The sequence below is a fragment of the Butyribacter sp. genome, assembly GCF_056818865.1.
In genome coordinates this window covers 1-26795 of sequence record NZ_DBLYGC010000001.1, presented here as the reverse complement: position 1 = coordinate 26795, position 26795 = coordinate 1, and the positions used below count along the sequence as shown (strand labels likewise).

At 37.1% G+C, this 26795-nt stretch carries 20 protein-coding genes and 1 pseudogene; all 21 read left to right on the top strand.

The window, feature by feature from the left end:
• The first annotated feature begins 122 nt into the window (after positions 1-122).
• The 21 genes and pseudogenes from ACZLXV_RS00105 to ACZLXV_RS00005 all read left to right on the top strand — a co-directional run bounded on the left by ACZLXV_RS00105 (position 123) and on the right by ACZLXV_RS00005 (position 26010).
• Positions 123-401: a helix-turn-helix domain-containing protein gene (locus ACZLXV_RS00105; protein ID WP_022225438.1), complete on the top strand. Its 279-nt coding sequence runs from the start codon at positions 123-125 to the stop codon at positions 399-401.
• A 92-nt stretch (positions 402-493) separates the two neighbouring features.
• Positions 494-1354: a type II toxin-antitoxin system HipA family toxin gene (locus ACZLXV_RS00100; RefSeq protein WP_022225436.1), complete on the top strand. Its 861-nt coding sequence runs from the start codon at positions 494-496 to the stop codon at positions 1352-1354.
• Between the two features lie 34 nt (positions 1355-1388).
• Positions 1389-2009, top strand: a pseudogene (locus ACZLXV_RS00095) (HAD family hydrolase); the annotation flags it as partial.
• A gap of 195 nt (positions 2010-2204) precedes the next feature.
• Positions 2205-2837: a class I SAM-dependent methyltransferase gene (locus tag ACZLXV_RS00090; RefSeq protein WP_482382215.1), complete on the top strand. Its 633-nt coding sequence runs from the start codon at positions 2205-2207 to the stop codon at positions 2835-2837.
• Between the two features lie 134 nt (positions 2838-2971).
• Entirely contained in the window at positions 2972-3562 is a 591-nt protein-coding gene (gene lepB / locus ACZLXV_RS00085) for a signal peptidase I (protein WP_022225434.1), read from the top strand.
• A 216-nt stretch (positions 3563-3778) separates the two neighbouring features.
• Positions 3779-6499 carry a response regulator gene (locus ACZLXV_RS00080; protein ID WP_022225433.1) on the top strand — a complete coding sequence of 907 codons (2721 nt, stop codon included), beginning with the start codon at positions 3779-3781 and terminating at the stop codon, positions 6497-6499.
• A 1-nt stretch (position 6500) separates the two neighbouring features.
• Positions 6501-7256 carry a response regulator transcription factor gene (locus ACZLXV_RS00075; protein ID WP_482382105.1) on the top strand — a complete coding sequence of 252 codons (756 nt, stop codon included), beginning with the start codon at positions 6501-6503 and terminating at the stop codon, positions 7254-7256.
• Positions 7257-7371: 115 nt separating this feature from the next.
• A complete protein-coding gene (locus tag ACZLXV_RS00070) occupies positions 7372-8016 on the top strand; it encodes a cytidylate kinase-like family protein (RefSeq protein ID WP_367336477.1) in 645 nt (214 codons plus the stop codon).
• 109 nt (positions 8017-8125) lie between these two features.
• On the top strand, positions 8126-9370 hold the full coding sequence (gene urtA, locus ACZLXV_RS00065; protein ID WP_022225429.1) for an urea ABC transporter substrate-binding protein: 1245 nt from the start codon (positions 8126-8128) through the stop codon (positions 9368-9370).
• Between the two features lie 27 nt (positions 9371-9397).
• Positions 9398-10303, top strand: a complete 906-nt coding sequence (urtB, locus tag ACZLXV_RS00060) for an urea ABC transporter permease subunit UrtB (RefSeq protein ID WP_022225428.1) — start codon at positions 9398-9400, stop codon at positions 10301-10303.
• A 9-nt stretch (positions 10304-10312) separates the two neighbouring features.
• The gene (urtC, locus tag ACZLXV_RS00055) at positions 10313-11401 is read left to right on the top strand and encodes an urea ABC transporter permease subunit UrtC (protein ID WP_022225427.1); all 1089 of its coding nucleotides are present in this window, start codon (positions 10313-10315) and stop codon (positions 11399-11401) included.
• A gap of 37 nt (positions 11402-11438) precedes the next feature.
• Complete coding sequence (urtD, locus tag ACZLXV_RS00050) at positions 11439-12212, top strand: urea ABC transporter ATP-binding protein UrtD (RefSeq protein ID WP_482382104.1); 774 nt, start codon at positions 11439-11441, stop codon at positions 12210-12212.
• Positions 12213-12220: 8 nt separating this feature from the next.
• Complete coding sequence (gene urtE, locus ACZLXV_RS00045) at positions 12221-12913, top strand: urea ABC transporter ATP-binding subunit UrtE (RefSeq protein ID WP_482382103.1); 693 nt, start codon at positions 12221-12223, stop codon at positions 12911-12913.
• Positions 12914-12952: 39 nt separating this feature from the next.
• Complete coding sequence (locus ACZLXV_RS00040) at positions 12953-14020, top strand: response regulator (protein ID WP_482382102.1); 1068 nt, start codon at positions 12953-12955, stop codon at positions 14018-14020.
• A 234-nt stretch (positions 14021-14254) separates the two neighbouring features.
• Positions 14255-18160: a DNA-directed RNA polymerase subunit beta gene (rpoB, locus tag ACZLXV_RS00035; RefSeq protein ID WP_022225423.1), complete on the top strand. Its 3906-nt coding sequence runs from the start codon at positions 14255-14257 to the stop codon at positions 18158-18160.
• 10 nt (positions 18161-18170) lie between these two features.
• Entirely contained in the window at positions 18171-21968 is a 3798-nt protein-coding gene (rpoC, locus tag ACZLXV_RS00030; RefSeq protein ID WP_482382101.1) for a DNA-directed RNA polymerase subunit beta', read from the top strand.
• Positions 21969-22136: 168 nt separating this feature from the next.
• Positions 22137-22703, top strand: coding sequence for a hypothetical protein (locus ACZLXV_RS00025; protein WP_482382100.1), 567 nt, complete (start codon positions 22137-22139; stop codon positions 22701-22703).
• A 1-nt stretch (position 22704) separates the two neighbouring features.
• Positions 22705-23448: a prolipoprotein diacylglyceryl transferase gene (locus ACZLXV_RS00020; protein WP_022223535.1), complete on the top strand. Its 744-nt coding sequence runs from the start codon at positions 22705-22707 to the stop codon at positions 23446-23448.
• Positions 23449-23615: 167 nt separating this feature from the next.
• Complete coding sequence (locus tag ACZLXV_RS00015; RefSeq protein ID WP_022223536.1) at positions 23616-24494, top strand: LysR family transcriptional regulator; 879 nt, start codon at positions 23616-23618, stop codon at positions 24492-24494.
• A gap of 240 nt (positions 24495-24734) precedes the next feature.
• Positions 24735-25205, top strand: a complete 471-nt coding sequence (locus ACZLXV_RS00010; protein ID WP_022223537.1) for a flavodoxin — start codon at positions 24735-24737, stop codon at positions 25203-25205.
• Positions 25206-25236: 31 nt separating this feature from the next.
• Positions 25237-26010: a carboxymuconolactone decarboxylase family protein gene (locus ACZLXV_RS00005; protein ID WP_022223538.1), complete on the top strand. Its 774-nt coding sequence runs from the start codon at positions 25237-25239 to the stop codon at positions 26008-26010.
• The last annotated feature ends 785 nt before the right edge of the window (positions 26011-26795 follow it).

Genomic DNA, 26795 nt, shown 5'->3' with positions numbered 1-26795 from the left:
CAAAGCGGATTGCGAATATCCGCTTGACAGTGTTATAATAGATAATATATTATCTAAAAGTGGATAAAATAAGCGATTTTGCATAATATATTATCTATATTTGTTTTTGGGGGAAGATTATTATGGAAGGTCTTGTTTGGGAAACGGCAGAGGAACTTGATATGAAGCTTGCAGAAAGAGTAAGAAATATTAGAAAACGCAGGTCAATTTCTCAACAGAAGCTTGCGACGATGAGTAATGTAAGTTATGGATCTATAAAAAGATTTGAAACAAAGGGACAGATTTCGTTGATAAATCTCACAAAGATTTCTATGGCACTTGGAATTGCTGATGAACTGAGAAATGCATTTACACAGGTGCCATATAGAAATATTGAGGAGGTTATAAATGAGAGGAAATAAAAAAATAAATGTTTTATATGATGAAAGACTGGTTGGAACAATAGCTGAGATTTCTAACAGAAAAACAGCTTTTGAAACAAAGAGGAAAGGAAGTGTATGAATATACATTGCTTGACAGATTAGCAATTGTAGGTAGTTCGGGAATGGGCGCGCTAACTTATGAACCACAATTAGAAATGACAATAGACAGTAAAACAGATGATCTTGATGAACTGGAAAGCCAGTGCCGGAAAATTTTAAATACAGAGTATTCAGAAAAACTTGACGAGTTGTATCGACTTGGTGGAACAAGTGGTGGAGCAAGACCTAAGATTATGACGAAAATAGATGATTCATATTGGATTATAAAATTTCCTGCACATGTTGATAAAAAAGAATCAGGAAAAATGGAGTACGATTATTCTATCTGTGCAAAAAAATGTGGAATTGAAATGAGCGAAACAAAATTATTTGAATCATCAAAATGTAAGGGATATTTTGGAACAAAACGATTTGACAGGCAGCAGATAAATGGAAAAACAAGGCATATTCATATGGTGACAGCGGCGGCATTGCTTGAAATAGACTTTGAACAGCCGAGTCTTGATTATCATAGTCTTATGAAGCTTACAAAAATAATAACTAATGATAATAAAGAAGACATTGAAAACATGTATCGTCGTATGTGCTTTAATGTATTTGCACATAATAGAGATGATCATTCCAAAAATTTTACATTTTTATATGATGATATAAATGATAGTTGGAGATTAAGTCCTGCTTATGATCTGACATTTAGCAACACATATTATGGAGAGCATACAACAATGGTTGACGGGAATGGACGCAATCCCGGAATGAAAGAACTTGTAAATGTCGGTGTGCAGGCAGGGATGAATCGGGATATTTGTTTGGGGGTTGCGGAGAAAATAAAAAAATTGGTGTTTGCGATGTTAGGGGAGTATTTGAAATAAAGTTGGGTATAAAATCAGAGAAGGAGAATTGTTTATGACAAAGGAGAATGAAACAGAATATCCGGTTTTAGCGATATGCTACGATTTTGATAAAACATTATCACCTGATGATATGCAGGCACAGGGATATATTCAGTCAATAGATTACGAAGTTGATGATTTTTGGAGAGAGTCAAATGAACTTTCGGAAGAAAACGAGATGGACAGAAATCTTGCATATATGTTTCTTATGGCAGAAAAGTCAAGAGGAAAGGTTCTTTTTACAAAAGAGACATTACATAGTGACGGTGCGAAAGTAAAGCTGTTCCCGGGTGTTGCAACATGGTTTGACAGAATAAATGAGTATGGTGAAAAGAAAGGTGTAACTGTTGAACATTACATAATATCTTCAGGTTTAAAAGAAATGATTGAGGGTACAAAAGTTGCCGGTAAATTCAAAAAAATATATGCAAGCTCATTTTATTTTGACAAAAGCGGTGTTGCCGTATGGCCGGCGCAGGTCGTCAATTATACGAACAAGACTCAGTTTTTATTTAGAATAGAAAAAGGAATACTTGATGTAAATGATTCAAGAGTAAATGATTATTTTAAACCAAATGAGTACAGGGTACCTTTTCGCAATATGGTTTATATCGGTGACAGTGAGACAGACATTCCATGTATGAAACTTGTAAATATAAACGGTGGTCATTCCATCGGAGTGTATGATGAAAAAACGAAAGACAAAACAAAAGTATTTAATATGCTTGAAGAAAACAGAATAAAATATTTTGTACCGGCAGATTATACTAAAAATTCTAAACTGGAAACTCTTATAAAACAGATAATTGACAGAACGGCTTCAAACGAAATTCTCGAAAGCTTTCATTTTGACTGTGTGAAAGAGAAAAATAATGTTAAAAATACTCTTGATTATTATAATTTAAATGCAGATAAATTTGTGGCGAGCACCTTGCAGGTGGACTTTGAAGCGACACAGAAAAGATTTGCGGATAAATTGGGAAAAGGTGATTTTATTCTGGATTTTGGGTGCGGTTCGGGAAGAGATACAAAATATTTCTTGGAACATGGGTACAAGGTTGATGCAGTTGACGGTTCTAAAGAACTTTGCAGGCGTGCGAGTGAATATACAGGGATTACAGTAAAAAATATGATGTTTACCGAACTTAGCGCAAAGGAAAAATATGATGGAATATGGGCGTGTTCATCAATACTTCACCTGACATCGGATGAGCTTGAAAATGTTATGAATAAAATGGCTGCTGCATTGAAAGCAAACGGAATTATATATGCATCGTTTAAATATGGAAATTTTTCAGGAGAGCGAAACGGAAGATATTTTAATGATATGACAGAGGAGGCTTTTGGAAAATTTATTAAGAACATACATGGAATAGAAACAGAAGAACAATGGATAACATCAGATGTGAGAGCAGGCAGAGACAGTGAGAAATGGCTGAATGTGATAATGCGTAAAAAATAATGGATGAGCGTTGATTTCTTTACATTATATTATAAGAATGTTATGATAAGATGCGATGAAGCAAAACGTGATATTATGCTTATGATTTTTTAATTGTATTGATTTTTATAATAAAACAGAAGGTGGGAAATATTATGAAGAAGATTATGAAAGTTTTACTGAAAACAGCGATTTCATTGATACTGCTTATTGCAATATCACTTACAGGTTCTTATGTGGTAAATACTTATGCGGCACAGCGTACGGTGGTAGACGGTCATTCAATGGATGATAATTTCTATGACGGCGAAAATATTATAGCAAATAAGATTATATATAATTTCCAAAAGCCCAAACGCTTTGATGTAGTGACGATATATCCGTATGGTCATAAGCACAAAGAGGATATTGTTGAATATACGCAGAGACTTGTAAACCAGTTGATAGCAATGTCAAAAAATAAGAAATTGGCACAGAGTTCTAAAGATGAGTATTATATAAAAAGAATAATTGCATTGCCGGGTGAGACAATTCAGGTTAAAGGTGAGGATATCTATATAAATGGAAAAATTCTCAAAGAAAATTACCGTAAAGATAAAATGGGCTATGCGGGTGTAGCCGAAAAACCGATAAAACTTGAAGAGGATGAGTATTTCGTCATGGGTGACAACAGGGCAGACAGCAAGGACAGCAGAGAGTTCGGACCGGTGAAAGTAAAGAATATTGCTTCAAAAATATACAAATAAACATGATATAAATGTTAAAATATTTTTTGAACCTTATATCATAAATATAAAAATAAAAGAGACAAAGAAGTCTGATTTTACAAAAGCTTCTTTGTCTCTTTTTTGTTGCAGTATTATGTTTAAACAAGTACTAATCACAAATTAAAAATTACTGATAACAAATTAAAAATTGATGATTATAAATTATATTTAGAATTTGTCTGGAAGGAAAAACAAATGAGATATTTGAGAGTATGGGACAACAGAAAAATAATGATTGTATCGGTTACATTGTTTATAACAGTATGTGCTATTGTGATTTGCGGCTATAGATATATGAATGAATGTACACAGAATGAATCTATGGCACAAAATAACAGATATAAATTTACAAAGTTGAGTAATGATCTTGCAGAGACTTCGGATTTTCTGACGAATGAGGCAAGAAAATATGCCGTGACAGGGGATATATCTCATCTATATAATTACTGGTACGAGGTAAGGGTAAGCAGAACCAGAGATAAAGTTATCGGGCAGTTGAAAGAAGCGGACTTACAGAAAAAGGAAAAGAGAAATTTAAAAAGTGCAAAAAAATATTCGGATGAGCTTATAAAAACAGAAGCGTGTTCAATGCGGCTTGTACTTGAAGCGGAGAATAAAACAGAAAAAGATTTTTGCAGCCATAGGAGGTTAAGGGAATATATAAGATATGTGCTTAAATATCAGATTCCACAGAAATATGAGAATTTAAACAGTCAGGAAAAAAGAAAAATGGCTGTAGAGCTGTTGTACAATCAAAATTATGATGTTATAAAATCAAGAATTATGTCTCCGATTGAATTGTTTAATAAGAGGTTAAATCACCGGCTGGATGATGAAGTGAAAGCGGCGGTAAAAGGGTGCAGAAATGCGCTTGTGGTATTGGTTGGCTGTCTTATTGCAGCGGGCGTGCTTGTGGCATTTATTCTTACAATATTATATAAAAACTATGTGAAGCCGCTTAACAGTTACACAAATCAGCTTAAAAACAGAGAAAAAAACACAAAAGATAACGAATTGAATACTCTGTCTGAAAACCTGATATTGAGAATACGTCCTAAAGGGGCGCTGGAGCTTAGAGAATTTGGAAGAATATATAACAGGATGGCAAATGTTTTGGCATTGGAAATGAAAAAAAGTCATGATGCATGGACGGAAATGAAAAAAGCAAAAGAGGAGGCAATAGAAGCAAATAAGGCAAAGAGTGAATTTATGGCAAGGATGAGTCATGAACTTAGAACGCCGCTAAATGCTATTATTGGGTACATATATTTGCTGAGAAAAGGAACGCTTTCCTCAAAGCAGGAAAAATATTGCAACAGTATATTGGTTGCATCAGAAGATTTGCTTGAACTGATAAACGGAGTTTTGGATTTTTCTAAAATAGAAAATGAAAAAATAGAATTTGAGGAAATCTCATTTTCTCCGATTGAACTTTTGAAGCGTGTTTATGTCGTTATGGAAAATGAAGCGAGCCGTAAAAACATAAAATTAAACATAGATATAAAACAGGATATACCTGAAATGGTTGTGGGGGATTCGGCAAGACTTCATCAGATATTGATGAATTTAGTAGGAAATGCAGTTAAATTTACCGAGAAAGGTTCAGTTACAATAGAACAGAGGGTAGAGGATTGGAACGATGACAGTTGTGTGCTCTATTATGAAGTAAGAGACACCGGAATAGGAATTTCTGATGAGAAAAAGAAAGAAATTTTTGAACCGTTTGTACAGGATGATGTGTCAATAAACAGGAAGTATGGAGGAACAGGACTGGGACTTGCAATATCAAAACAATTGATTGAATTGTACAGTGGAAATACTCAGACACTCAATCTCGAATCAAAGAAAGGCGAGGGCTCAAGATTTTATTTTCGTGTACCGGCGAAGATTTCAAAAGAAGAGAAGAAAAATAATGATTTGCATACAGATAGAGAAAATGATATTGAGGAAGAACTTAAATTTAATGTACTGCTTGTAGATGATTCGGAAATAAATCTTGCTGTTGAGAAGGAAATTCTTGAGAGTTTTGGGCTTACTGTTTATACGGCTGATTCGGGAAAATCTGCTGTAAGATTTGTTGAAAAACAGGGAGTGGATTTGATACTGCTTGACCTTAGAATGCCGGAAATGGATGGTTATGAGGTGGCAGAATTTATTAGGAAAAATCATATATGTGATAATACCGCCATTATTGCACTGACAGCCGATGCCGCACAGGATGTTTTCGAGAAAATAAAAAAATCGGGAATGCAGGAATACGTTATCAAGCCTTTTAAACCGTATGATATGAGAAAGGTAATTGAAAAATATGCGGGAATAAATCTAAAGAATGAAGAAACGGTTGAAAATGAAAATAACAGTAAAAATAATTCTTTATATTTTAATGTCAGCGAGTGTTTAAAAAATATGAATAACAACAGCAAATTACTATGGGAACTTGCAGACAGTTTTGTGAAAAAACAGAGCAAAAATGTTGATTATATGAGAATACATATATCAAATGGGAATTATGGAAATGCGAGAGGAATAATACATGACCTTAAAGGGATGACAGGAAATTTGTGCATGACTTTAATGTATGAAGAACTTGTTGATATAGAGCAGAAGTTAAAAACGGGAAAACAGGTTGATTTTGAAAAATTTGATGCTTTGTGGAAAAAAACAAGATTTGAACTTGAGCAATACATAAAAGAATATAAACAGCCTGATGAAGAAAATAATGAAAAAATTGATTTTGACAATCTTGTAACATACATAAAAAAAATGAGCAGTGAATATGACATGCAGGCTGTTGATATGTTTTTGAAATATGAAACATTGTTTGCAAAAAATATGGACAGGGATAAGTTTTTGAATTTGCAGGATGCTGCGTTGCAATATGATTTTGAAAAAATGAATGAAATTTTGGAGGCTTGACATGTATAAAATTTTATTGGTAGAGGATGATATGGCACTTCATTATGTTTATAAGAAAATGAAAATATGGAGTGAAAATGATTTTTGCATAAGAAAAATAGCATCAAATGGAAAAGAGGCATTGGAAATGCTTGAAAATGATGAGTTTGACATGGTTGTTACAGACATAAGAATGCCTGTACTTGATGGAATCGGTCTTCTAAAAAAAATGTCAGAGAAAAAAATTGACATATATACCATAATATTAAGTTCATATGATGAGTTTGAATATGCAAGACAGGCAATGATATACGGAGCGGCAGATTTTATTGTGAAACCGTTGAAAGAAAAAGAACTTGGGGATGCACTTGTGCGTGCAAAAAAACAGTTTGAGGGAGATTCGCAGAAAAGTGACATGCTCGAAAAAATAAAACAGCATATTGTAGCTGATGGCGGAGAGATTGAAGATGAAATATTTCTTGGCAGGGTTTTAGAATATATCATGAAATATGTTACTGAAAATAAAACAATGGAAGATGTGGCAGAGTATATGGAACTTAGCAAAGATTATTTCGGAAAGATGTGCAAAAATAAGTTCAATATTACATTTAAACAAATCCAGACTATTACAAAAATGGAGTATGCAGGTTATCTTTTATGCAATTCTAATATTAAAGTTTATGAACTGAGTGAGAGACTTGGATATTCGACACCCGATTATTTCAGCAGAATTTTTACGGAGACAATGGGAGTTACGCCTAAAAAATATGGAGTATAACTTCTTTTTTATGGAAAATACCTTGTTTTTCATGTTTTGCTCATTTATAGCCTGTGCTAGTATATATGCAAGGCAAAGGTAAACAGGTTTTTGAGAGTATGAGGAGGTGTAAAAGGTGAAAAATTTTGTGATAACAATTGCGAGAGGTTATGGAAGCGGCGGACGAGTTATTGGTCGTGAACTTTCAAAACGTTTGGGGATTCCGTGTTATGATGACCAGATTTTGAAAATGGCATCTGAACTAAGCGGAATAAATAAAAACAAATTTGTTGAAGTGGATGAGAGACTAAGAGGCAGCAGCTTTCTTAGAAAACTTTCGGGAATACCTTCCGCAAGTATAGTGGGGCCGTCTGAGGAGGGATTTGTCTCAGATGTAAATCTTTTTAATTACCAGGCACAGATAATTAAGAATGTTGCCAACAGGCAATCATGTATTATTATTGGAAAATGTGCAAATCATATCTTGAAAGATTATGGAAATGTAGTCAGTGTTTACATTGAAGCACCGAGAAAAGCCTGCGTAAAGAGTGTTGTAGATTTGCTTGATGTCACAGAGGATGAAGCAAACAAAATGATTTATCAGACTGACAGGTATCGTGCAGATTATTATAAGTATTATTCAGGCGGTGAGGATTGGACAAATCCGGTTCTTTACGATATGACATTAAACAGTTATCGTATAGGAAGAGAAAGATGTGTCGAGGTAATAATCGATTATCTGAAAATTAAATATGGAGAGGATGTACTTAAATTAAAATGATATGTGCATTAAAACAATGACAAAGGAGTCAATATTTATCAATAAATATGGCTTCTTTTTTGATTTATTGGAAACAACTGAAAAGCAGTACAGAAATGGAGGACAGACTATGAAGAAGAAAATAATGAAAAGAGTAATAGCGGTGTTAACAGGAGCAACATTGATTTTGAGTGCTACAGGCTGCGGAGGAAGCAAATCTTCAGACAGCGGTTCAGATTCGGACACTGTAAAAGTAGGAATTTTACATTCACTTACAGGCTCAATGGCAATCAGTGAAAAGTCGGTTAGGGATGCAGAAGTTATGGCTATAGAAGAAATCAATGCGTCAGGCGGTGTACTTGGCAAAAAGATTAAATATGTAGAAGAAGATGGTGCATCAGAACCGTCAACATTTGCGACAAAGGCAGAAAAACTTGTTGACAGTGAAGGCGTTGCGACAGTATTTGGCTGCTGGACTTCATCTTCAAGAAAAGCAGTAAAATCTGTCTTTGAAGACTATGATAATCTTCTCTGGTATCCGGTTCAGTATGAAGGAATGGAATCATCAAGCAACATAGTATATTGCGGTGCTGCACCAAACCAGCAGATAGTACCGGCTATCGAGTATCTTATCAAAAAGGGATATAAGAAATTCTTCCTTATGGGTTCAGATTATGTATTCCCAAGAACAGCAAACATGATAATCGAAGCTCAGGTTAAGGCAGCAGGTGGCAAGGTTGTCGGCGAGGAATATGCTGACATGGAGCAGACGGATTTTGCTTCAATAATTGCAAAAATTGAGTCTGCAAAGCCTGATATTATTATCAATACATTGAACGGTACAGGAAATGTCTCATTCTTCAAACAGATGTCAGAAAAGAATTATACAAGCAAAGATTATCCGACAATGTCATTTTCAATTGCAGAAGAAGAAGTTGCAACAATTGGTGCTGACATCTTAAAGGGACACATGGTTTCATGGAATTATTATCAGACAACAGACACAGAGAAAAATAAAGAGTTTGTTGCAAATTACAAGAAGAAATACGGTGAGGACAGAGTGACATCTGACCCGGCAGAAGCAGGATATGACGCAGTTTATCTCTGGAAGGCAGCTTGTGAGAAAGCAAACAGTTTTGAGGTGGATGATGTACTTGACGCAATACATACAGGAGAAATAAGCTTTGATGCTCCTGAGGGAACAGTAACTATTGACGGAGACAACCAGCATCTTACAAAACCTGTCAGAATCGGTGAAGTGGATGAAAAAGGTCTTATCAACGAGATTTATGCAACTGACAAACCTGTAAAACCGGACCCATATTTGAAATCATATGACTGGGCAGTAAAAGCAGGTATTCAGCCTTTAGAGTAAAAGAAAAAACAATCAGGGGGTTAAAATATGGAGCAGTTTATTACTACATTATTTAACGGTTTAAGTCTCAGTTCCATAATTTTATTGACATCCTTAGGACTGGCAATCACATTTGGACAGATGAAAATAATAAATATGGCGCATGGTGAATTTGTGATGATAGGTGCGTATACAACATATGTTGTTCAGAATGTGGTTGCCGGGATTGTTCCGGCATCCATGCAGGGAATATATTATATAATTTCAATTCCGGCAGCATTTGGCGTGACATTTTTGCTTGGCAGCATAATGGAGCGTCTTATAGTATCAAGATTGTATGGTCGTGAAATTGACAGTCTCCTTGCGACATATGGAATAAGTCTCATCTTGCAGCAGGCTGCGAGAAGCATATTCGGAACACAGGGTGTAAACGTAAACGTTCCGGCATTTTTGGAGGGCGGCTTAAAAATCGGAGGATGTACATTTTCTTACAATCGTATATTTATTATCACAATGGTTCTTGTCTGCCTGCTGATTATTTATTTTATAATGTATCGTTCAGGATTTGGAAAAAAGATGCGTGCAGTAATGCAGAACAGACCTATGGCACAGTGCATGGGAATCAATTCAAAAAGAGTGGACACAATTACTTTCAGTATCGGTTCGGGACTTGCCGGTATAGCCGGATGTTCGGTTGCACTTCTTGGTTCCATCGATTCGACAGTAGGTCAGAGTTATATCGTAAATTCATTTATGGCAATTGTTCTTGGCGGAGTAGGAAAACTGGCAGGAACCGTACTCGGCTCATCAGTAATAGGATTTTGCAGTATATTTACTGAAAAATATACATCAGCAACAATAGCTAAGGCGATTGTATTACTTGTTGTTATCGTATTTTTACAGAAAAGACCGCAGGGATTTTTCGTTGTAAAAAGCAGAGGATTGGATGAATAGGAGGTTTGTATGAAAATTATAACAAAACATGGTGATAATCTTTGTTTTATATTGATTGTAATTGCATTGGCATTAACTCCTATTTTATCCGGAGCAGGAATAATCCAGAATACTTCGACAGTGTTATTCCTTGGAAAATGTATTGCTTTTTCAATCGTTGCAATAGGCCTTGACCTTATATGGGGCTACACAGGCATTCTAAGCCTCGGACACGGTTTGTACTTCGGGCTTGGTGCATATGTCATGGCAATGTATCTTAAACTTCAGGAAACGGGAGGAAATATTACAGACTTCATGCATGTAGGGGGTCTTAAAAAACTTCCGCTTATATGGCAGATGTGTAAGCCTTTGGGAATGTCTTTGGTGCTTGTAATAGTTGTGCCGGGTGTGGTTGCCGGAATAATAGGATATTTTATTTTTAAAAGCCGTGTTAAGGGCGTATATTTTTCGATTATATCGCAGGCGATAACATGGGCGGCATATTCAATGTTCATTGCTTTATCACCATATACAAATGGAAATGTCGGAATAACAGAAATAAAATCAATTTTTGGAAGCATTAAAGGAAAAGCAAACGCAGATAATATGCAGATGTTGTTTTATCTGGCTGTAGCTATACTCGTTGTTATATATGTAATTTCAAAATATCTTGTAAACAGTAAGTTTGGAAAAATTCTTATAGCAATTCGTGACGGTGAAAACAGAACTTATTTTTCAGGTTACAAAGTAAGCAAATTTAAGACATTTATATATGTTGTGTCTGCTGTATTTGCAGGAATTGCAGGAGCTGTATTTGTTAATTTTAACGGAAGTATCACACCGTCGCAGATGACAATTGCATATTCAATCACGATGGTTATCTGGGTTGCGGTAGGCGGAAGAGCGTCAATCATAGGAGCTGTTATAGGAGCATTTTTGATAAATCTTTGTGAATACAATTTAAGCTCAGGAAGTCTTGTTGAGATATGGCAGTACATTATAGGAGCTATATTCTGTCTTACTATTATATTCTTTAAAGGCGGAATTGTCGGTGTTATCAGAGAACACATACCTGCACTGTTGAAGAAAAAGGGTGAAAAAGTGACAGGTACAAACTAATTGAAATCGGAAAATACGCACAGAAATGGGGAATATTATGGTAAATGATAATGCATTAGTAATAAAAAATATTTCAGTATGTTTTGATGGATTTTATGCACTTACAGATGTCAATGCAAATGTAAAAAGAAACAGTATTCATTTTTTTATCGGACCAAATGGAGCAGGTAAAACAACTCTGCTTGATATAATTTGTGCAAAAACAAGACCTACACAGGGAAGTGTGATTTTTTATCCGAAAAATGGTGACAGCATGAAACTCACAAAAATGAAGGAATATAAAATTGTACATGCGGGTGTAGGAAGAAAGTTTCAGGTTCCGTCAGTTTTTGTAAATCTGACTGTAGAAGAAAACATGATACTGTCTTTAAAGGGACACAAGGGAATATGGGATTGTATTTTTTGTAAGCCCTCGAAAGCTGAGATGGAATGGATATATGAAATCCTTGAGAGAATAGGACTTAAGGACTCTGCAAAGCTTCGTGCGGGTGCTCTTGCACATGGACAGAAACAGTGGCTTGAGATAGGTATGCAGCTTGTGCAGAAACCGGAGATAATTATGCTGGATGAACCGGCAGCAGGAATGGGAAAACCCGAAACATTTAAGACAGGGGAAATACTTAAAGAAATAAAAAAAGACTGCACCGTAATAGTTATCGAGCATGATATGGAGTTTGTAAAGCAGACGGCGGATGTGGTCACTGTTTTACATGAAGGAAAAGTGCTTATGGAGGGTGACATAGACAGTGTACTTGCCGACAAGACGGTACAGTCGGTGTATCTTGGAAGAGGCGGCGAGCCGGAAATGTGAGGTGTTGTATGTTAGAAATTCAGAATATAAATTCTTATTATGGAGAGAGCTGTGTGCTCAATGAGCTTTCATTATCTGTTCCTGATGGGGAGATTGTAGGATTGATAGGACGTAACGGTGTTGGAAAAAGTACAACGCTTAAAAGTATTATGGGATTGATAAAAACTACCGGTGGAAGTATTATATTTGATGGAAATGATATTATAAAGATGCCGACGTATGAAAGGGTAAAAAAGGGAATCGGATATGTTCCACAGGGTAGGGATATATTTCCGTATATGACGGTTCAGGAAAATCTTGAGATGGGATTACAGCCGTTAGGCGGAAAAGGAAAAATTTCTGATTACATATATGAACTTTTCCCAATAATTCCTGAATTTGCGAAAAGAAAAGGCGGCGATTTGTCAGGAGGCCAGCAACAGCAGCTTGCGATTGCGAGAGCACTGGCAGCAGAACCTAAAATACTTATACTTGACGAACCTACAGAAGGAATACAGCCTTCAATAATTCATGACATAGGAGTTGCGATAAAAAAAGTAAACGAGTGGAAACACATAACTGTTTTGCTTGTGGAACAGTATCTTGACTTTGTCATGGAAAATACATCGTATCTGTATGTTATGGAAAAGGGAGAGATAATTTACAAAAACAGGACTGCAGATGCAGAGAAAGAAGAAGTTCAGAAAATGATGACAAGCTAAAAGTGAGTGGCGGCAAAGCACTCAGATATGGAGAGTTTTATGAGGGTGGCAGAAATATTGATAGTAGATGATCAGCCTGATCAGATAAGATTTGCAGGAGAAATATTAAAAAGTGCCGGATACCGTGTGTATGTTGCAACATCCGGAAAAAGGGCACTCAATTTTCTTGAAACCAGAAAACCTGATTTAATAGTTCTTGATATAAAAATGGAAGACATAGACGGAATAACGGTTTGTGGGAAAATAAAGAATAATCCGGATACAAAGGAGATTCCAGTTATATTTTTAACAACGGAAAAAAGCCCGGAAGTTATACGCAAAGGCTTTGAGGCGGGGTGCAGTGATTATATTTGCAAACCTTATATAAGAGAAGAATATCTGGCGAGGGTACAGGTTCATTTGAAAATACACCAACAAAATAAAATGCTTACAAATGCAAATGAAGAATTGAATATGTTTTGCAGTGCGGTATCTCATGACCTTCGTTCGCCGTTACAGGTTATAGGAATGCTGATAGATGCGCTTAACGATGAGATTATAAATGAAAACAAGGAAGAAGTTATAAAAATATCAGATATGATTTCAACAAAAGCCGGTGAACTTGATACAATGATAAAAAGGCTGCTTGAGTTTTCGAGAATGTGCAATGCGAAAATGAACATGCAGCAGCTTGATATGGATGAGATATTTGACACAGAGTATGAAGAACTTGAAAAATTGGAAAAAGACAGAAAAATAAATTATTTTCATGGGGAGCTTGGAACCATATCGGGAGACGAGGTCCTCATTCGCATGGTTGTAAAAAATATACTTAGTAATGCTTTAAAGTATACAAGGAAATGTAATACGGCGGTTATAAGTGTCTCTATGGAATATGACAAACCTTTTAAGCGCATTTCGGTAACGGACAATGGTGCGGGCTTTGATGAAGAGTATTCAGATAAACTTTTTAATGTGTTTCAGAGACTGCACAGTAGCAGTGAGTTTGAGGGCAGCGGAGTAGGACTTGCCATAGTAAAAAAAGTGATGCAGAGGCATGGCGGAGCCGTGGCGATAAGGGGAAGTGTGGGAAAAGGAGTTACAATAACACTCACATTCAGAGAATGAAAAATAAAAAAAGTATTGTCAAATAACAATACTTCTGATAAAATACATATTTTAACAAAAATTCAAAATATTTCTTGACAAGTCAGTCCTTTAATGCTAACATGAAAAATGCACTATTGTGGCTGACTATACTTTTCTTATTTATTATATCACAGTTCGTTAAAAAAGAAAAGTCCTTAATGAAAAAAATAGTCAGACTGCAAAATACTCTAAAAAATTAAGGAGTGAACATCGATGGAGAAAAACAGGATACGCCCAGTAAAAGTAGGTAACGGTGTTAGAATGAGTTATGCCAAACAGCAGGAAGTGCTGGAGATGCCAAATCTCATTGAGGTACAGACTAATTCTTATCAGTGGTTCTTGGACGAAGGACTAAAAGAAGTTTTCCGAGATATTTCGCCTATCTCTGATTTTGGTGGTCATCTCAGTCTCGAATTTGTAGATTTTGTTTTATGCAGGGATGAGACAAAGTATGACATCGATCAGTGTAAGGAAAGGGATGCAACATACGCAGCACCTTTGAAGGTGAAAGTAAGGTTACACAATAAGGAAACAGAAGAAATTAAAGAGCATGAGATCTTTATGGGAGATCTTCCTTTGATGACTGCGACAGGTACCTTTGTAATCAATGGTGCTGAACGAGTTATAGTTAGCCAGTTGGTTCGTTCACCGGGTATTTATTATGCAATCGGACATGATAAATTCGGTAAGGAACTTTATTCATCAACTGTAATTCCAAATCGTGGTGCATGGCTGGAATACGAGACTGACTCCAATGATGTATTTTATGTTCGTGTAGATAGAAACAGAAAAGTTCCTATCACTGTATTCCTTAGAGCTATGGGTCTTGGAAGTAATGAGCAGATTAAAGAACTTTTCGGTGATGAGCCAAAGATTCTTGCAAGTATTGAAAAAGATACTACAGAGAATTATCAGGATGGTCTTCTTGAATTATATAAGAAACTCCGTCCGGGCGAGCCATTGTCAGTAGACAGTGCTGAAAACTTATTAAACGGTATGTTCTTTGACCCTAAGAGATATGATCTTGCAAAGGTAGGAAGATATAAGTTTAATAAGAAACTTCATTTTAAGAATCGTATTACAGGCTGCAAGCTTGCAGAGGATGCTGTAAGCCCTGCAACAGGCGAAGTATATGAAGCCGGCACAACTATCACAGAAGAACTTGCAACTGAACTTCAGAACGCAGCAGTTCCTTATGTAATGGTTGAAAAAGAAGAGAAAGTCACAAAGGTGCTTTCAAACCTTATGGTTGACCTTAAAGCATATCTTCCGGACGTTGACCCGGCTGAAGTTGAAGTACATGAGAGTGTTTATTATCCACTCTTAAAGCAGATTCTTGACGAGAATGATGATATAGAAGAAATCAAGGAACTTATCAGATTTAATATTGCTGAACTTGTTCCTAAGCATATCACAAAAGAAGATATTTTTGCTTCTATCAACTACAACATGCATCTTGAGTATGGCGTAGGAACAGATGACGATATCGACCACTTGGGAAATCGTCGTATTCGTGCGGTTGGTGAGCTTTTACAGAACCAGTACCGTATCGGACTTTCAAGAATGGAAAGAGTTGTGCGTGAGAGAATGTCAACACAGGACATCAACAGCATTACTGCACAGTCACTTATAAATATCAAACCTGTAACTGCTGCAGTTAAGGAGTTCTTTGGAAGTTCGCAGTTGTCGCAGTTCATGGATCAGAACAATCCTCTTAGTGAGCTTACTCACAAGAGAAGATTATCAGCCTTAGGACCTGGTGGTCTTTCACGAGACAGAGCCGGATTCGAGGTTCGAGATGTACATTATACACATTATGGCCGTATGTGTCCTGTAGAGACACCTGAAGGACCAAATATCGGTCTTATCAACTCGCTTGCATCTTATGCGAGAATAAATGAATATGGATTTATCGAGGCACCTTATCGTAAACTCGACAAGACTGACCCGGCAAATCCTATCGTAACTGATGAGGTTGTATATCTCTCGGCTGACGAAGAAGACAAATATATAGTTGCACAGGCTAACGAACAGCTTGATGAGGATGGACATTTTGTAAGAAACAATGTTTCAGGTCGTTTCCGTGAGGAAACATCAGAGTTTGCAAAGAGTAAGATAGATCTTATGGACGTATCTCCTAAGATGGTATTCTCAGTAGCCACAGCCATGATTCCGTTCCTTCAGAACGATGATGCCAACAGAGCGTTGATGGGTTCAAACATGCAGCGTCAGGCAGTTCCGCTTCTCATAACTGAAGCACCTGCAGTTGGTACTGGTATGGAAATGAAAGCTGCTGTCGATTCAGGAAACTGTGTTGTAGCAGAGGAAGATGGTATCGTTGAGCGTTCAGCATCAAATGAGGTTATTATTAAACCGGCAACAGGAAATGTCCACAGATATAAACTTTCTAAGTTCCAGCGAAGCAATCAGGGAACAAGCATGAATCAGAAGCCTATCGTAAGAAAAGGTGATGAGATTAAGAAAGGACAGGTTATCGCAGACGGACCTTCAACATGTGGTGGTGAGATAGCACTCGGTAAGAACCCTCTTATCGGTTTCATGACATGGGAAGGTTACAATTACGAGGATGCCGTTCTTCTTAGTGAAAGACTTGTAAAAGAAGATGTATACACATCAGTTCATATAAATGAGTATGAGGCAGAAGCAAGAGATACTAAGCTTGGTGCCGAGGAAATTACGCGTGATGTTCCGGGTGTAGGTGATGATGCACTTAAAAATCTTGATGAGCGTGGAATTATCCGTATTGGTGCAGAGGTTCGTGCCGGAGATATCCTTGTAGGTAAAGTTACTCCTAAGGGAGAGACAGAGCTTACAGCAGAGGAAAGACTTCTTCGTGCAATCTTCGGAGAAAAGGCTCGTGAGGTAAGAGATACTTCACTTAAAGTTCCTCATGGAGAGTTCGGTATTATCGTTGATGCCAAAGTATTTACAAGAGAAAACGGCGATGAACTTCCACCGGGAGTAAATCAGTCAGTTCGCATATATATTGCACAGAAACGTAAGATTCAGGTTGGAGATAAGATGGCCGGTCGTCATGGTAACAAGGGTGTCGTTTCAAGAGTACTCCCTGTTGAAGATATGCCATTCCTTCCAAATGGCCGTCCTCTTGACATCGTGCTTAATCCATTGGGTGTGCCTTCTCGAATGAATATCGGTCAGGTCCTCGAAATTCATTTAAGTCTTGCAGCGAAAGTTCTCGGCTTCAATGTATCAACACCTGTATTTGACGGTGCAAACGAGAAAGACATTATGGATACTCTTGAACTTGCAAATGATTATGCAAATACACCGCTTAACCAGAAAGAACTTGCCGAGCAGCTTGCAAAGGCAGAGGAAAACGGTGACGAGAATGAGGTTGCACGCTTAAAGGAAATTGTTCCTTTTGAGGATAAATATAAAGATATTCTTTCACCTGATGTTATGGAGTATCTTGTTGAAAATGAAGCATATCGTGCTCAGTGGAGAGGTGTTCCAATCAACAGAGACGGAAAAGTTCGACTTCGTGATGGTCGTACAGGTGAGTATTTTGACGGTGCTGTTACAATCGGTTTCATGCACTATCTCAAACTCCATCATCTTGTTGATGATAAGATTCATGCACGTTCAACAGGTCCTTACTCATTAGTAACACAGCAGCCACTTGGTGGTAAAGCCCAGTTCGGTGGACAGCGTTTCGGTGAGATGGAGGTTTGGGCACTCGAGGCATATGGAGCAGCACATACACTTCAGGAAATTCTTACTGTTAAATCCGATGATGTTATCGGTCGTGTTAAGACTTACGAAGCTATCATTAAGGGTGACAATATTTCAGAGCCTGGTATACCTGAGTCATTTAAGGTTCTCCTTAAAGAATTACAGGCACTTGCTCTCGATGTTACTGTACTTGATGAGGACGGCAACGAAGTAAAACTTGGTGAGGATGTTGACGAATCTGAAAATGATTCAATCAAATCACTTACTGATGATGATGAAACATATGACGCATTTGACAATGGTGAGTCATACGCATCAGCAGGTTATATCGAGGGAACTCCTGATGAACTTGAAGATGCATTTGGTGCAACTATGGTTGATACAGATTCAGTATTTGATGACTAAGGAGGTTACTATGTCAGAGACTAATAAAGCAGAAAAGCACATCACTTATGATGCTATTAAGATTGGTCTTGCTTCACCTGAAAAGATCAGAGAGTGGTCGCGTGGTGAAGTTAAGAAGCCTGAGACAATAAATTATAGAACCTTAAAACCGGAAAAAGATGGTCTTTTCTGTGAAAAGATTTTTGGACCTAGCAAGGACTGGGAGTGTCATTGTGGTAAGTACAAGAAAATCCGTTATAAGGGTGTAGTTTGTGATAAGTGTGGTGTTGAAGTTACAAAGTCAAGCGTTCGTCGTGAGCGTATGGGACACATTGAACTTGCAGCTCCTGTGTCACACATCTGGTATTTCAAGGGTATCCCAAGCCGTATGGGACTTATCCTTGACGTATCACCAAAGAACCTCGAGAGAGTATTGTATTTTGCGTCATATATCGTACTTGAGACAGCTCCTGATATAGGAATTCAGCAGAAACAGATTTTATCGGAAGCTGAATATCAGGAAGCAAAAGCAAAATACGGTAATGCATTCCGTGCAGGAATGGGTGCAGAGTCCATTATGGAACTTCTCATGAACATTGACCTCGAGGAAGAGTCCGTAACACTTAAAGCGGAACTTGAAAACGCATCAGGTCAGAAACGTGCACGTATCATCAAGAGACTTGAAGTTATCGAGTCATTCAGAGAGTCAGGAAACAAACCGGAGTGGATGATTCTTACGGTTATTCCTGTTATCCCACCGGATCTTCGTCCTATGGTACAGCTTGATGGTGGACGTTTTGCAACATCTGATATGAACGACCTTTATCGTCGTATTATAAATAGAAATAACCGTCTTAAGAGACTTCTTGAACTTGGAGCACCTGATATTATCGTAAGAAACGAGAAGAGAATGCTTCAGGAAGCAGTAGATGCTCTTATAGACAACGGTCGTCGTGGACGTCCTGTTACAGGACCTGGAAACAGACCGCTCAAATCCCTTTCAGATATGCTTAAAGGTAAGCAGGGACGTTTCCGTCAGAACCTTCTCGGTAAGCGTGTTGACTATTCAGGACGTTCAGTTATCGTAGTAGGACCTGAACTTAAGATTTATCAGTGTGGTCTTCCAAAAGAGATGGCTATCGAGCTCTTCAAACCATTCGTTATGAAAGAACTTGTTGCCAACGGAACAGCACACAACATCAAACAGGCTAAGAAGATGGTTGAGAAACTTCAGACAGAGGTTTGGGATGTACTTGAAGAAGTAATTCGTGAGCATCCTGTTATGCTTAACCGTGCCCCTACACTTCACAGACTTGGTATTCAGGCATTTGAGCCTATACTTGTCGAGGGTAAAGCTATTAAGCTTCATCCACTCGTTTGTACAGCGTTCAACGCCGATTTCGACGGTGACCAGATGGCTGTTCATCTTCCACTTTCTGTTGAAGCACAGGCAGAGTGCCGCTTCCTTCTTTTATCACCAAACAACCTTCTGAAACCTTCAGACGGTGGTGTGGTAGCCGTTCCTTCACAGGATATGGTACTTGGTATCTATTATCTTACACAGGAGCGTCCGGAACTTTCAAGAACAAAGCCGGCAGATATAGATGATCCTGATGCAGATAAGCATCCGGAGAGATATTATAGATTTTACAAATCTATAGAGGAAGCTATTACAGCTTACGAAAATCATGAAATCTGTCTCCATGAGAGAATAAATGTCCGCAGAACAGGCATAAATGCTCAGGGAGAAACAGAGTCAAGAATTATCTGTTCAACACTTGGAAGATTTATTTTTAACGAAATTCTTCCGCAGGATATGGGATTTGTAGACAGAAGTGACCCTGCAAACTTCCTTAAACTTGAAGTTGATTTCCATGTAGGAAAGAAACAGCTTAAACAGATTCTTGAAAAATGTATCAATGCACACGGTGCAACAGGTACGGCAGAGACAATGGATGCCATTAAGGCAATTGGTTATAAATATTCAACTCGTGCAGCAATGACAGTTTCTATTTCTGACATGACAGTGCCGGAAGAGAAAAAGACAATCCTTGCCGAGGCTGAAAAGACAGTAGAGCAGATAGCACGTAAATATCGCCGTGGTTTCCTTACTGAGGAAGAGAGATATAAAGGTGTTATTAAAGTTTGGCAGCAGGCCGATGATGAGATTACAAAAGCCCTTCTTACAGGACTTGATGCATACAACAATATCTTCATGATGGCGGATTCCGGAGCCCGTGGTTCTGATAAGCAGATTAAACAGCTTGCCGGTATGCGTGGACTTATGGCGGATACATCAGGACGTACTATCGAACTTCCTATCAAGTCAAACTTCCGTGAAGGACTTGACGTATTGGAGTACTTCATTTCTGCACATGGTGCCAGAAAAGGTATGTCAGATACAGCCCTTCGTACAGCCGATTCAGGATACCTTACACGTCGTCTTGTCGATGTATCACAGGATCTTATTATCCGTGAAATCGACTGCTGTACAAACAGAAAAGAAATTTCCGGTATGGAGATTTCAGCGGTTACAGACGGAAAAGATGTAATCGAGGAACTTCAGGAGAGAATTACAGGACGTTTTGCCTGCGAAGATATATACAGTGATGATGGAGAGCTTATTGTAAAAGCAAACCATATGATTACACCAAAGCGTGCAGCACTTGTATGCCAGCGTAAAGAAATTGCTGAAAACAGAGCAAAAGCAAAAGTTAAAATCCGTACAATACTTACATGTAAATCACATGTCGGTGTTTGTGCTAAGTGTTACGGTGCCAACCTTGCAACAGGTGAGCCTGTTCAGGTAGGTGAAGCAGTAGGTATCATAGCAGCACAGTCAATCGGTGAGCCTGGTACACAGCTTACTATGCGTACTTTCCATAGTGGTGGTGTAGCCGGAGATGATATCACACAGGGTCTTCCTCGTGTCGAGGAGCTTTTCGAGGCTCGTAAGCCAAAGGGACTTGCAATTATTGCAGAGATTGGCGGTAGAGTTTCTATCCGTGATACAAAGAAAAAACGTGAAGTTGTAATAACAAATGATGAATTGAAGGATGAGAGAGCATATCTTATACCTTACGGTTCTCGTATAAAAGTAACAGAAGGTGAAATTCTCGAAGCAGGTGATGAACTTACAGAAGGTAGTGTAAACCCACATGACATCCTTGCAATAAAGGGTGTTCGTGCCGTTCAGGATTACATGATTCGTGAAGTACAGAGAGTTTATCGTCTTCAGGGTGTTGAAATCAACGATAAGCATATCGAGGTTATCGTTCGTCAGATGCTCAAGAAGATTCGTATCGAGACAGCAGGAGATTCTGAATTCTTACCGGGTGTAATGGTAGATGCACTTGAATTTGAGGATGAAGTTGAGAGACTTACAGAAGAAGGAAAAGAAGCTCCTACAGGACAGCAGTGTATGCTTGGTATTACAAAAGCATCACTTGCAACAAACTCATTCCTCTCAGCAGCATCATTCCAGGAGACAACTAAGGTTCTTACAGATGCCGCTATCAAGGGTAAGATTGACCCACTCGTTGGACTTAAAGAAAATGTTATCCTTGGTAAACTTATACCTGCAGGAACAGGAATGAAGTGCTACCGTGAAGTTAAGCTTGATTGCGATGAGTCAGCAGAGAAAATGATTGAGGAACGCAACAGAGCCAAACAGGAAGAGGCAGAGCAGGAAGCCAAAGAAAAGGCAAAAGAAAAAGCTAAGCCGGTTGAGAGAGAGGCAGAGCCTGCGGAAGATGAAACAGGCTCAATGCTCCAGTCAGACAATGACGGAGAACTTGTATTTTCAACAACAACTGAATTAGACGATTAAAATTTAAAATCATCATCTAATATAATATAAAAAAGCTGACAGCCAGTGATAATTGATTGGCTGTCAGCTTTTTTGCGCTTTTATGCTGACAGCATAAGACTTATTCAGACAGAATAAGTATAATTGATATATCTTAAAATGTAATTATGTATGATTGAGGAGTTAAAGATGAAAAAATTAAATGAAAAATCAAAAATTGAGCAACTTTTTATTATTACATTAATGTTTGTGACATTGATGGCAATGTTTTGTCTGACAGGCTGTGGTGGCTGTTTTGGTTGTGGCGGAAATTCATGTGAAAAAATAAAATGCAGTAATGAAGAAAAGATTTCTGGAATATCAATTCCAGGTTGTGGTGGAATTTTGACATCGGGAAGGGGCTGTAATTTTCCTCTTTGGGCGCAGTCTATAAAATGTATATCAAGTAAAGATGACAAAAAGGCGGATAATTATATGAGTATGAAAGCGTGTGATGTAAGATATTACGGTGGTGGTTGTTTTGGATGTATAGGTTGCAGCCAAACTAAAAAGAGTTGTTATAGTGCTTGTGTGAAAAGTAAAAATAATAATGAAAAACACACTGTAATGGTTTTTGGACATACAAAAGACGAAAGTAATATAAAAGAAATTAGTATAGGCTGTTCTAATGGTTGTGTTGGTATTGGATGTAGCGGCGATAATAGAACAAATATAGATACCATATACGAATTAGAATATTTAATGGGAGTAGATTAATATGTATCCATATATTCATATAATATTACCGTCATATATGGTTATGGCATTGATTGGCGGTTTCTTTGCAGTGTGTTTTATATTTTCGCGCATTGATAAATATGAAATACTTTTTACTGATTTTATTAAAATGTTTTTATTGTGTATGATAGGTGGAGTAGTCGGAAGCAAAGTCCTTTTTGCAATAACACAGATACCATGGCTGATAAAACATTTTTCGATAGAAAATATGATATTACTTATTCCGCAGAGTGGCTTTGTGTTTTATGGAGGATTGTTTGGCGTTATATTTACGTTGATGTTTTTGACAAGAAATGATGCAGATATGAGAAAAAAGGTATTTGAAATATCAGTTCCAGCAATGCCATTATTTCATGCATTTGGAAGAATAGGCTGTTTTTTGGCAGGTTGTTGTTATGGAAAAAAATTATCTACACCGATAGTTATTGGTACGATAGAATTTGCCAGGATACCTGTACAGATTATAGAATCAATGGCAGAGTTTATTCTTTTTATCGTGCTTTTTATATTGAGCAAAAAAAATAGGGACATAGATTTATTAAGAATTTATCTTGTAATATATGCTGTTATTCGTTTTGCTGATGAATTTTTGCGTGGAGATAAAATAAGGGGAATATATGGGGGAGTATCAACAGCACAGTGGATATCTTTGATTATATTGTTTGTATATGGATTTGAGTATATAAAAGGGAGATATAGCAAAAAAGTAAATAGTTCTTTTTAGCTGTTTATAATTGAATAAAACAATGAAAATAATGTTGTTAATAATATTTATATTAAAATATAAGTATAAAGTTATATGTGAAAAGATACGAGAAAACATATGTGAGATATTTATTATCATTATGTAAAGTGAATGAAAAACAAAACAATGAATAAAGGTAAGCGCGTATGGATTTAAGAGTATTACATTATTTTTTGACAGTGGCTAAAGAACAGAGCTTTACAAGAGCTGCTGCACAACTGCATATAACACAGCCTACGCTTTCAAGACAGCTTGCAGCTCTTGAAGGTGAATTGGGGACGGTTCTTTTTGACAGGGGCGGGCGCACTATTACCCTTACAGATGAGGGAATCCTGCTTAAAAGGCGAGCTTTGGAGATAATAGACCTTGAAGATAAGATAATAGATGAATTCAAAGGCAGCAATGATGTGGTAGAGGGCAAAATAACCATTGGGTGTGGTGAATTTGCGGCTGTTGAGACGATGGCTGAGATATGCGGGAGGTATAGGAAAAAGTATCCTATGGTTCAGATTGCGATACATACGGGCACGGCGGACATTATACAGGAGATGATGAATAAAGGGCTGGTAGATATAGGATTATTTATGGAGCCGATTAATACAGAAGGTTTGGAATATATTCGTATTCAGGACAGTGACCATTGGGTAGTGGGAGTAAGACCGGGTGATGAGCTTGCCAAAAAAGAATACATAACAAAAAACGATTTGCTGGATGTTCCTCTTATTTTGCCGGAGCGTGCAGGTGTTCAGAGTGAACTTGCAAACTGGTTTGGGAAAGATGTAGACAAACTTCATGTGGCATTTACAAGCAATCTCGGAACAAATGCGGGTGTTATGGCATTGCATGGACTTGGCTATCCGGTATCGATAGAGGGAGCAGCAAGATATTGGAGCAGGGAACTGCTTGTACAAAAGAAACTTTATCCCGAGATAAATTCGAGTACAGTGCTGGCATGGCGCAGAAACATTCCTTATTCAAGAGCAGTCAATAAGTTTATTGAAGAAATAAATGCTTTTGAAAAATGATATGATCGGAAATAAGTTGACTATTTGTATTATGCGCAGCAACTTGTCAAAAATATACATATATGCTTTTTAAGCATAGAAAATAATGTAATATAAGTATTAGACATACAAAAATAAAAAATAATATAATAGATGCACAGGGTATATTAAGAAAATATTCTGTGCATTTGTTTTATAGAAGTTAAATATCTATAAAGCAGAAAACTTAGAGATTATATTAAAATTTAGGAGGTGTGATTAATGGCAAAAAAATTAGTTGCATATTTTAGTGCGAGTGGTGTGACAAAAAAAGTCGCTGAGATGATTTCAGAGGTTTCAGGATATGAACTTTATGAGATTAAGCCTAAACAGGCATATACAAAGGCTGACTTAAACTGGATGGATAAAAATTCAAGAAGCAGTGTGGAAATGAAAGATAAAAAGTTCAGACCTGAGATTATTACAAAAGATATAGAAATGTCAGACTATGATGAAATTATACTTGGTTTTCCGATTTGGTGGTATGTTGCGCCTACTATTATAAACACATTTTTAGAGGTATATGATTTTTCAGGCAAAAAGATTACTTTATTTGCAACATCAGGTGGAAGTGGATTTGGAAATACGGTAAGTGAACTTAAACCGTCTGCGCCTAATGCTGATATAGTTGAAGGAAAATTACTTAATAACGCAAACAAGCAGGAAATAGAGAACTGGTTAAAGACAATATAATTGTTTAAAACAATATAGGAGGATATTTACTATGGCTAAAATTGTACAGACAGCGGGCAGAAATGCACTTGGAGAATTTGCACCTCAATTTGCACATTTTAATGATGATATTCTTTTCGGTGAAAATTGGAACAATACAGATATAGATGTTAAGACAAGAAGTATTATAACAGTTGTAGCATTGATGTCACAGGGGATTACTGATTCATCACTTAAATTCCATCTTGAAAATGCAAAAGCTCATGGAGTGACACAAAAAGAAATAGCTGCAATAATTACCCATACTGCATTTTACGCAGGATGGCCTAATGCATGGGCTGTATTTAATCTGGCAAAAGAAGTATGGGCTGTAAATGAAGGTGATTTGCCATATGAGGAAGAAGCTATGAGAGCACATGCTAAATCAATGGTATTTCCTATCGGTGAGCCAAACGATGCGTTTGCAAAATATTTTATAGGAAAAAGCTATCTTGCACCTGTATCAAAAGAGCAGGTGGGAATATTTAATGTGACATTTGAGCCGGGATGCAGAAATAACTGGCATATTCATCATGCGAAGAATGGCGGTGGACAGATACTTGTATGCGTTGCAGGACGTGGATATTATCAGGAAGAAGGAAAAGAAGCAATAGAAATGAAACCGGGCGATTGCGTTAATATTCCGCCGGAGGTAAAACATTGGCATGGTGCAGCACATGATGAATGGTTCTCACATCTGGCAGTAGAGGTAGCTGGGGAAGATTGTTCAAATGAGTGGTGTGAACCTGTATCAGATGAGCAGTATAAGGCAGTAGTAGAGAAATAAAAGTTATTATATGTATAAGTATAACTGGCAAATAAAAAATAGTGGCTGAACTGTTACCAAAAATAAAAATAAATTGCAAAATAAACTTGACATAGCATATATGGTGTGATAATATAGTCTTCGCTGTCGCACAGGAGACGACTGGAAAGTGAGAGCTCGTGCAGATAGCAAAGACTATATTATTATATGTTCAATCAAATTAAAAGAAAAAAGTTCTTGACATGAAGTTGAGTATATGATATCATTTAATACGTTGTCGCAATCGAGAGATTAGATAATAAAAAACTATTTCAGTTTTGTTTCAAAGCAAAATGAAATAAAAAAAGTTCTTGACAATGTCGAAAAGATGTTGTAAGATAAAAATCGCTGTCGCATAAAGCGATGAGAGAACAAAGCTTGGAAGCAAGAGTTTTCTTATTGGATGCGAAAGCAGGAAATCTTAAAGATTTCTAAGTTTTATTTTTTGAAAAACTTCAAAAAATAAAATAAAAAAGTTCTTGACAAGCTGAAAACAAAGTGATAAGATATATATCGCTGATGCAAACAGCAAGTCAGTAAAAACTAACAACGAGTTGTTAGTTACAAAGGTCGGACAAAGACCTTGAACCTTGATAATTGAACAGTAAAACAACCCTGAAAATTCTAAAATAAATTTTCAAAAATTCTTATTTAACACATGCAAATAAGAACGCGCGAGGTAAATCGGATTGTAAAATCCAAATTTTAAAATCGATGATTTAAAAAAAGACAAAGCCAAGTTTTTGCTTGGACAGGTCAAAACTTAA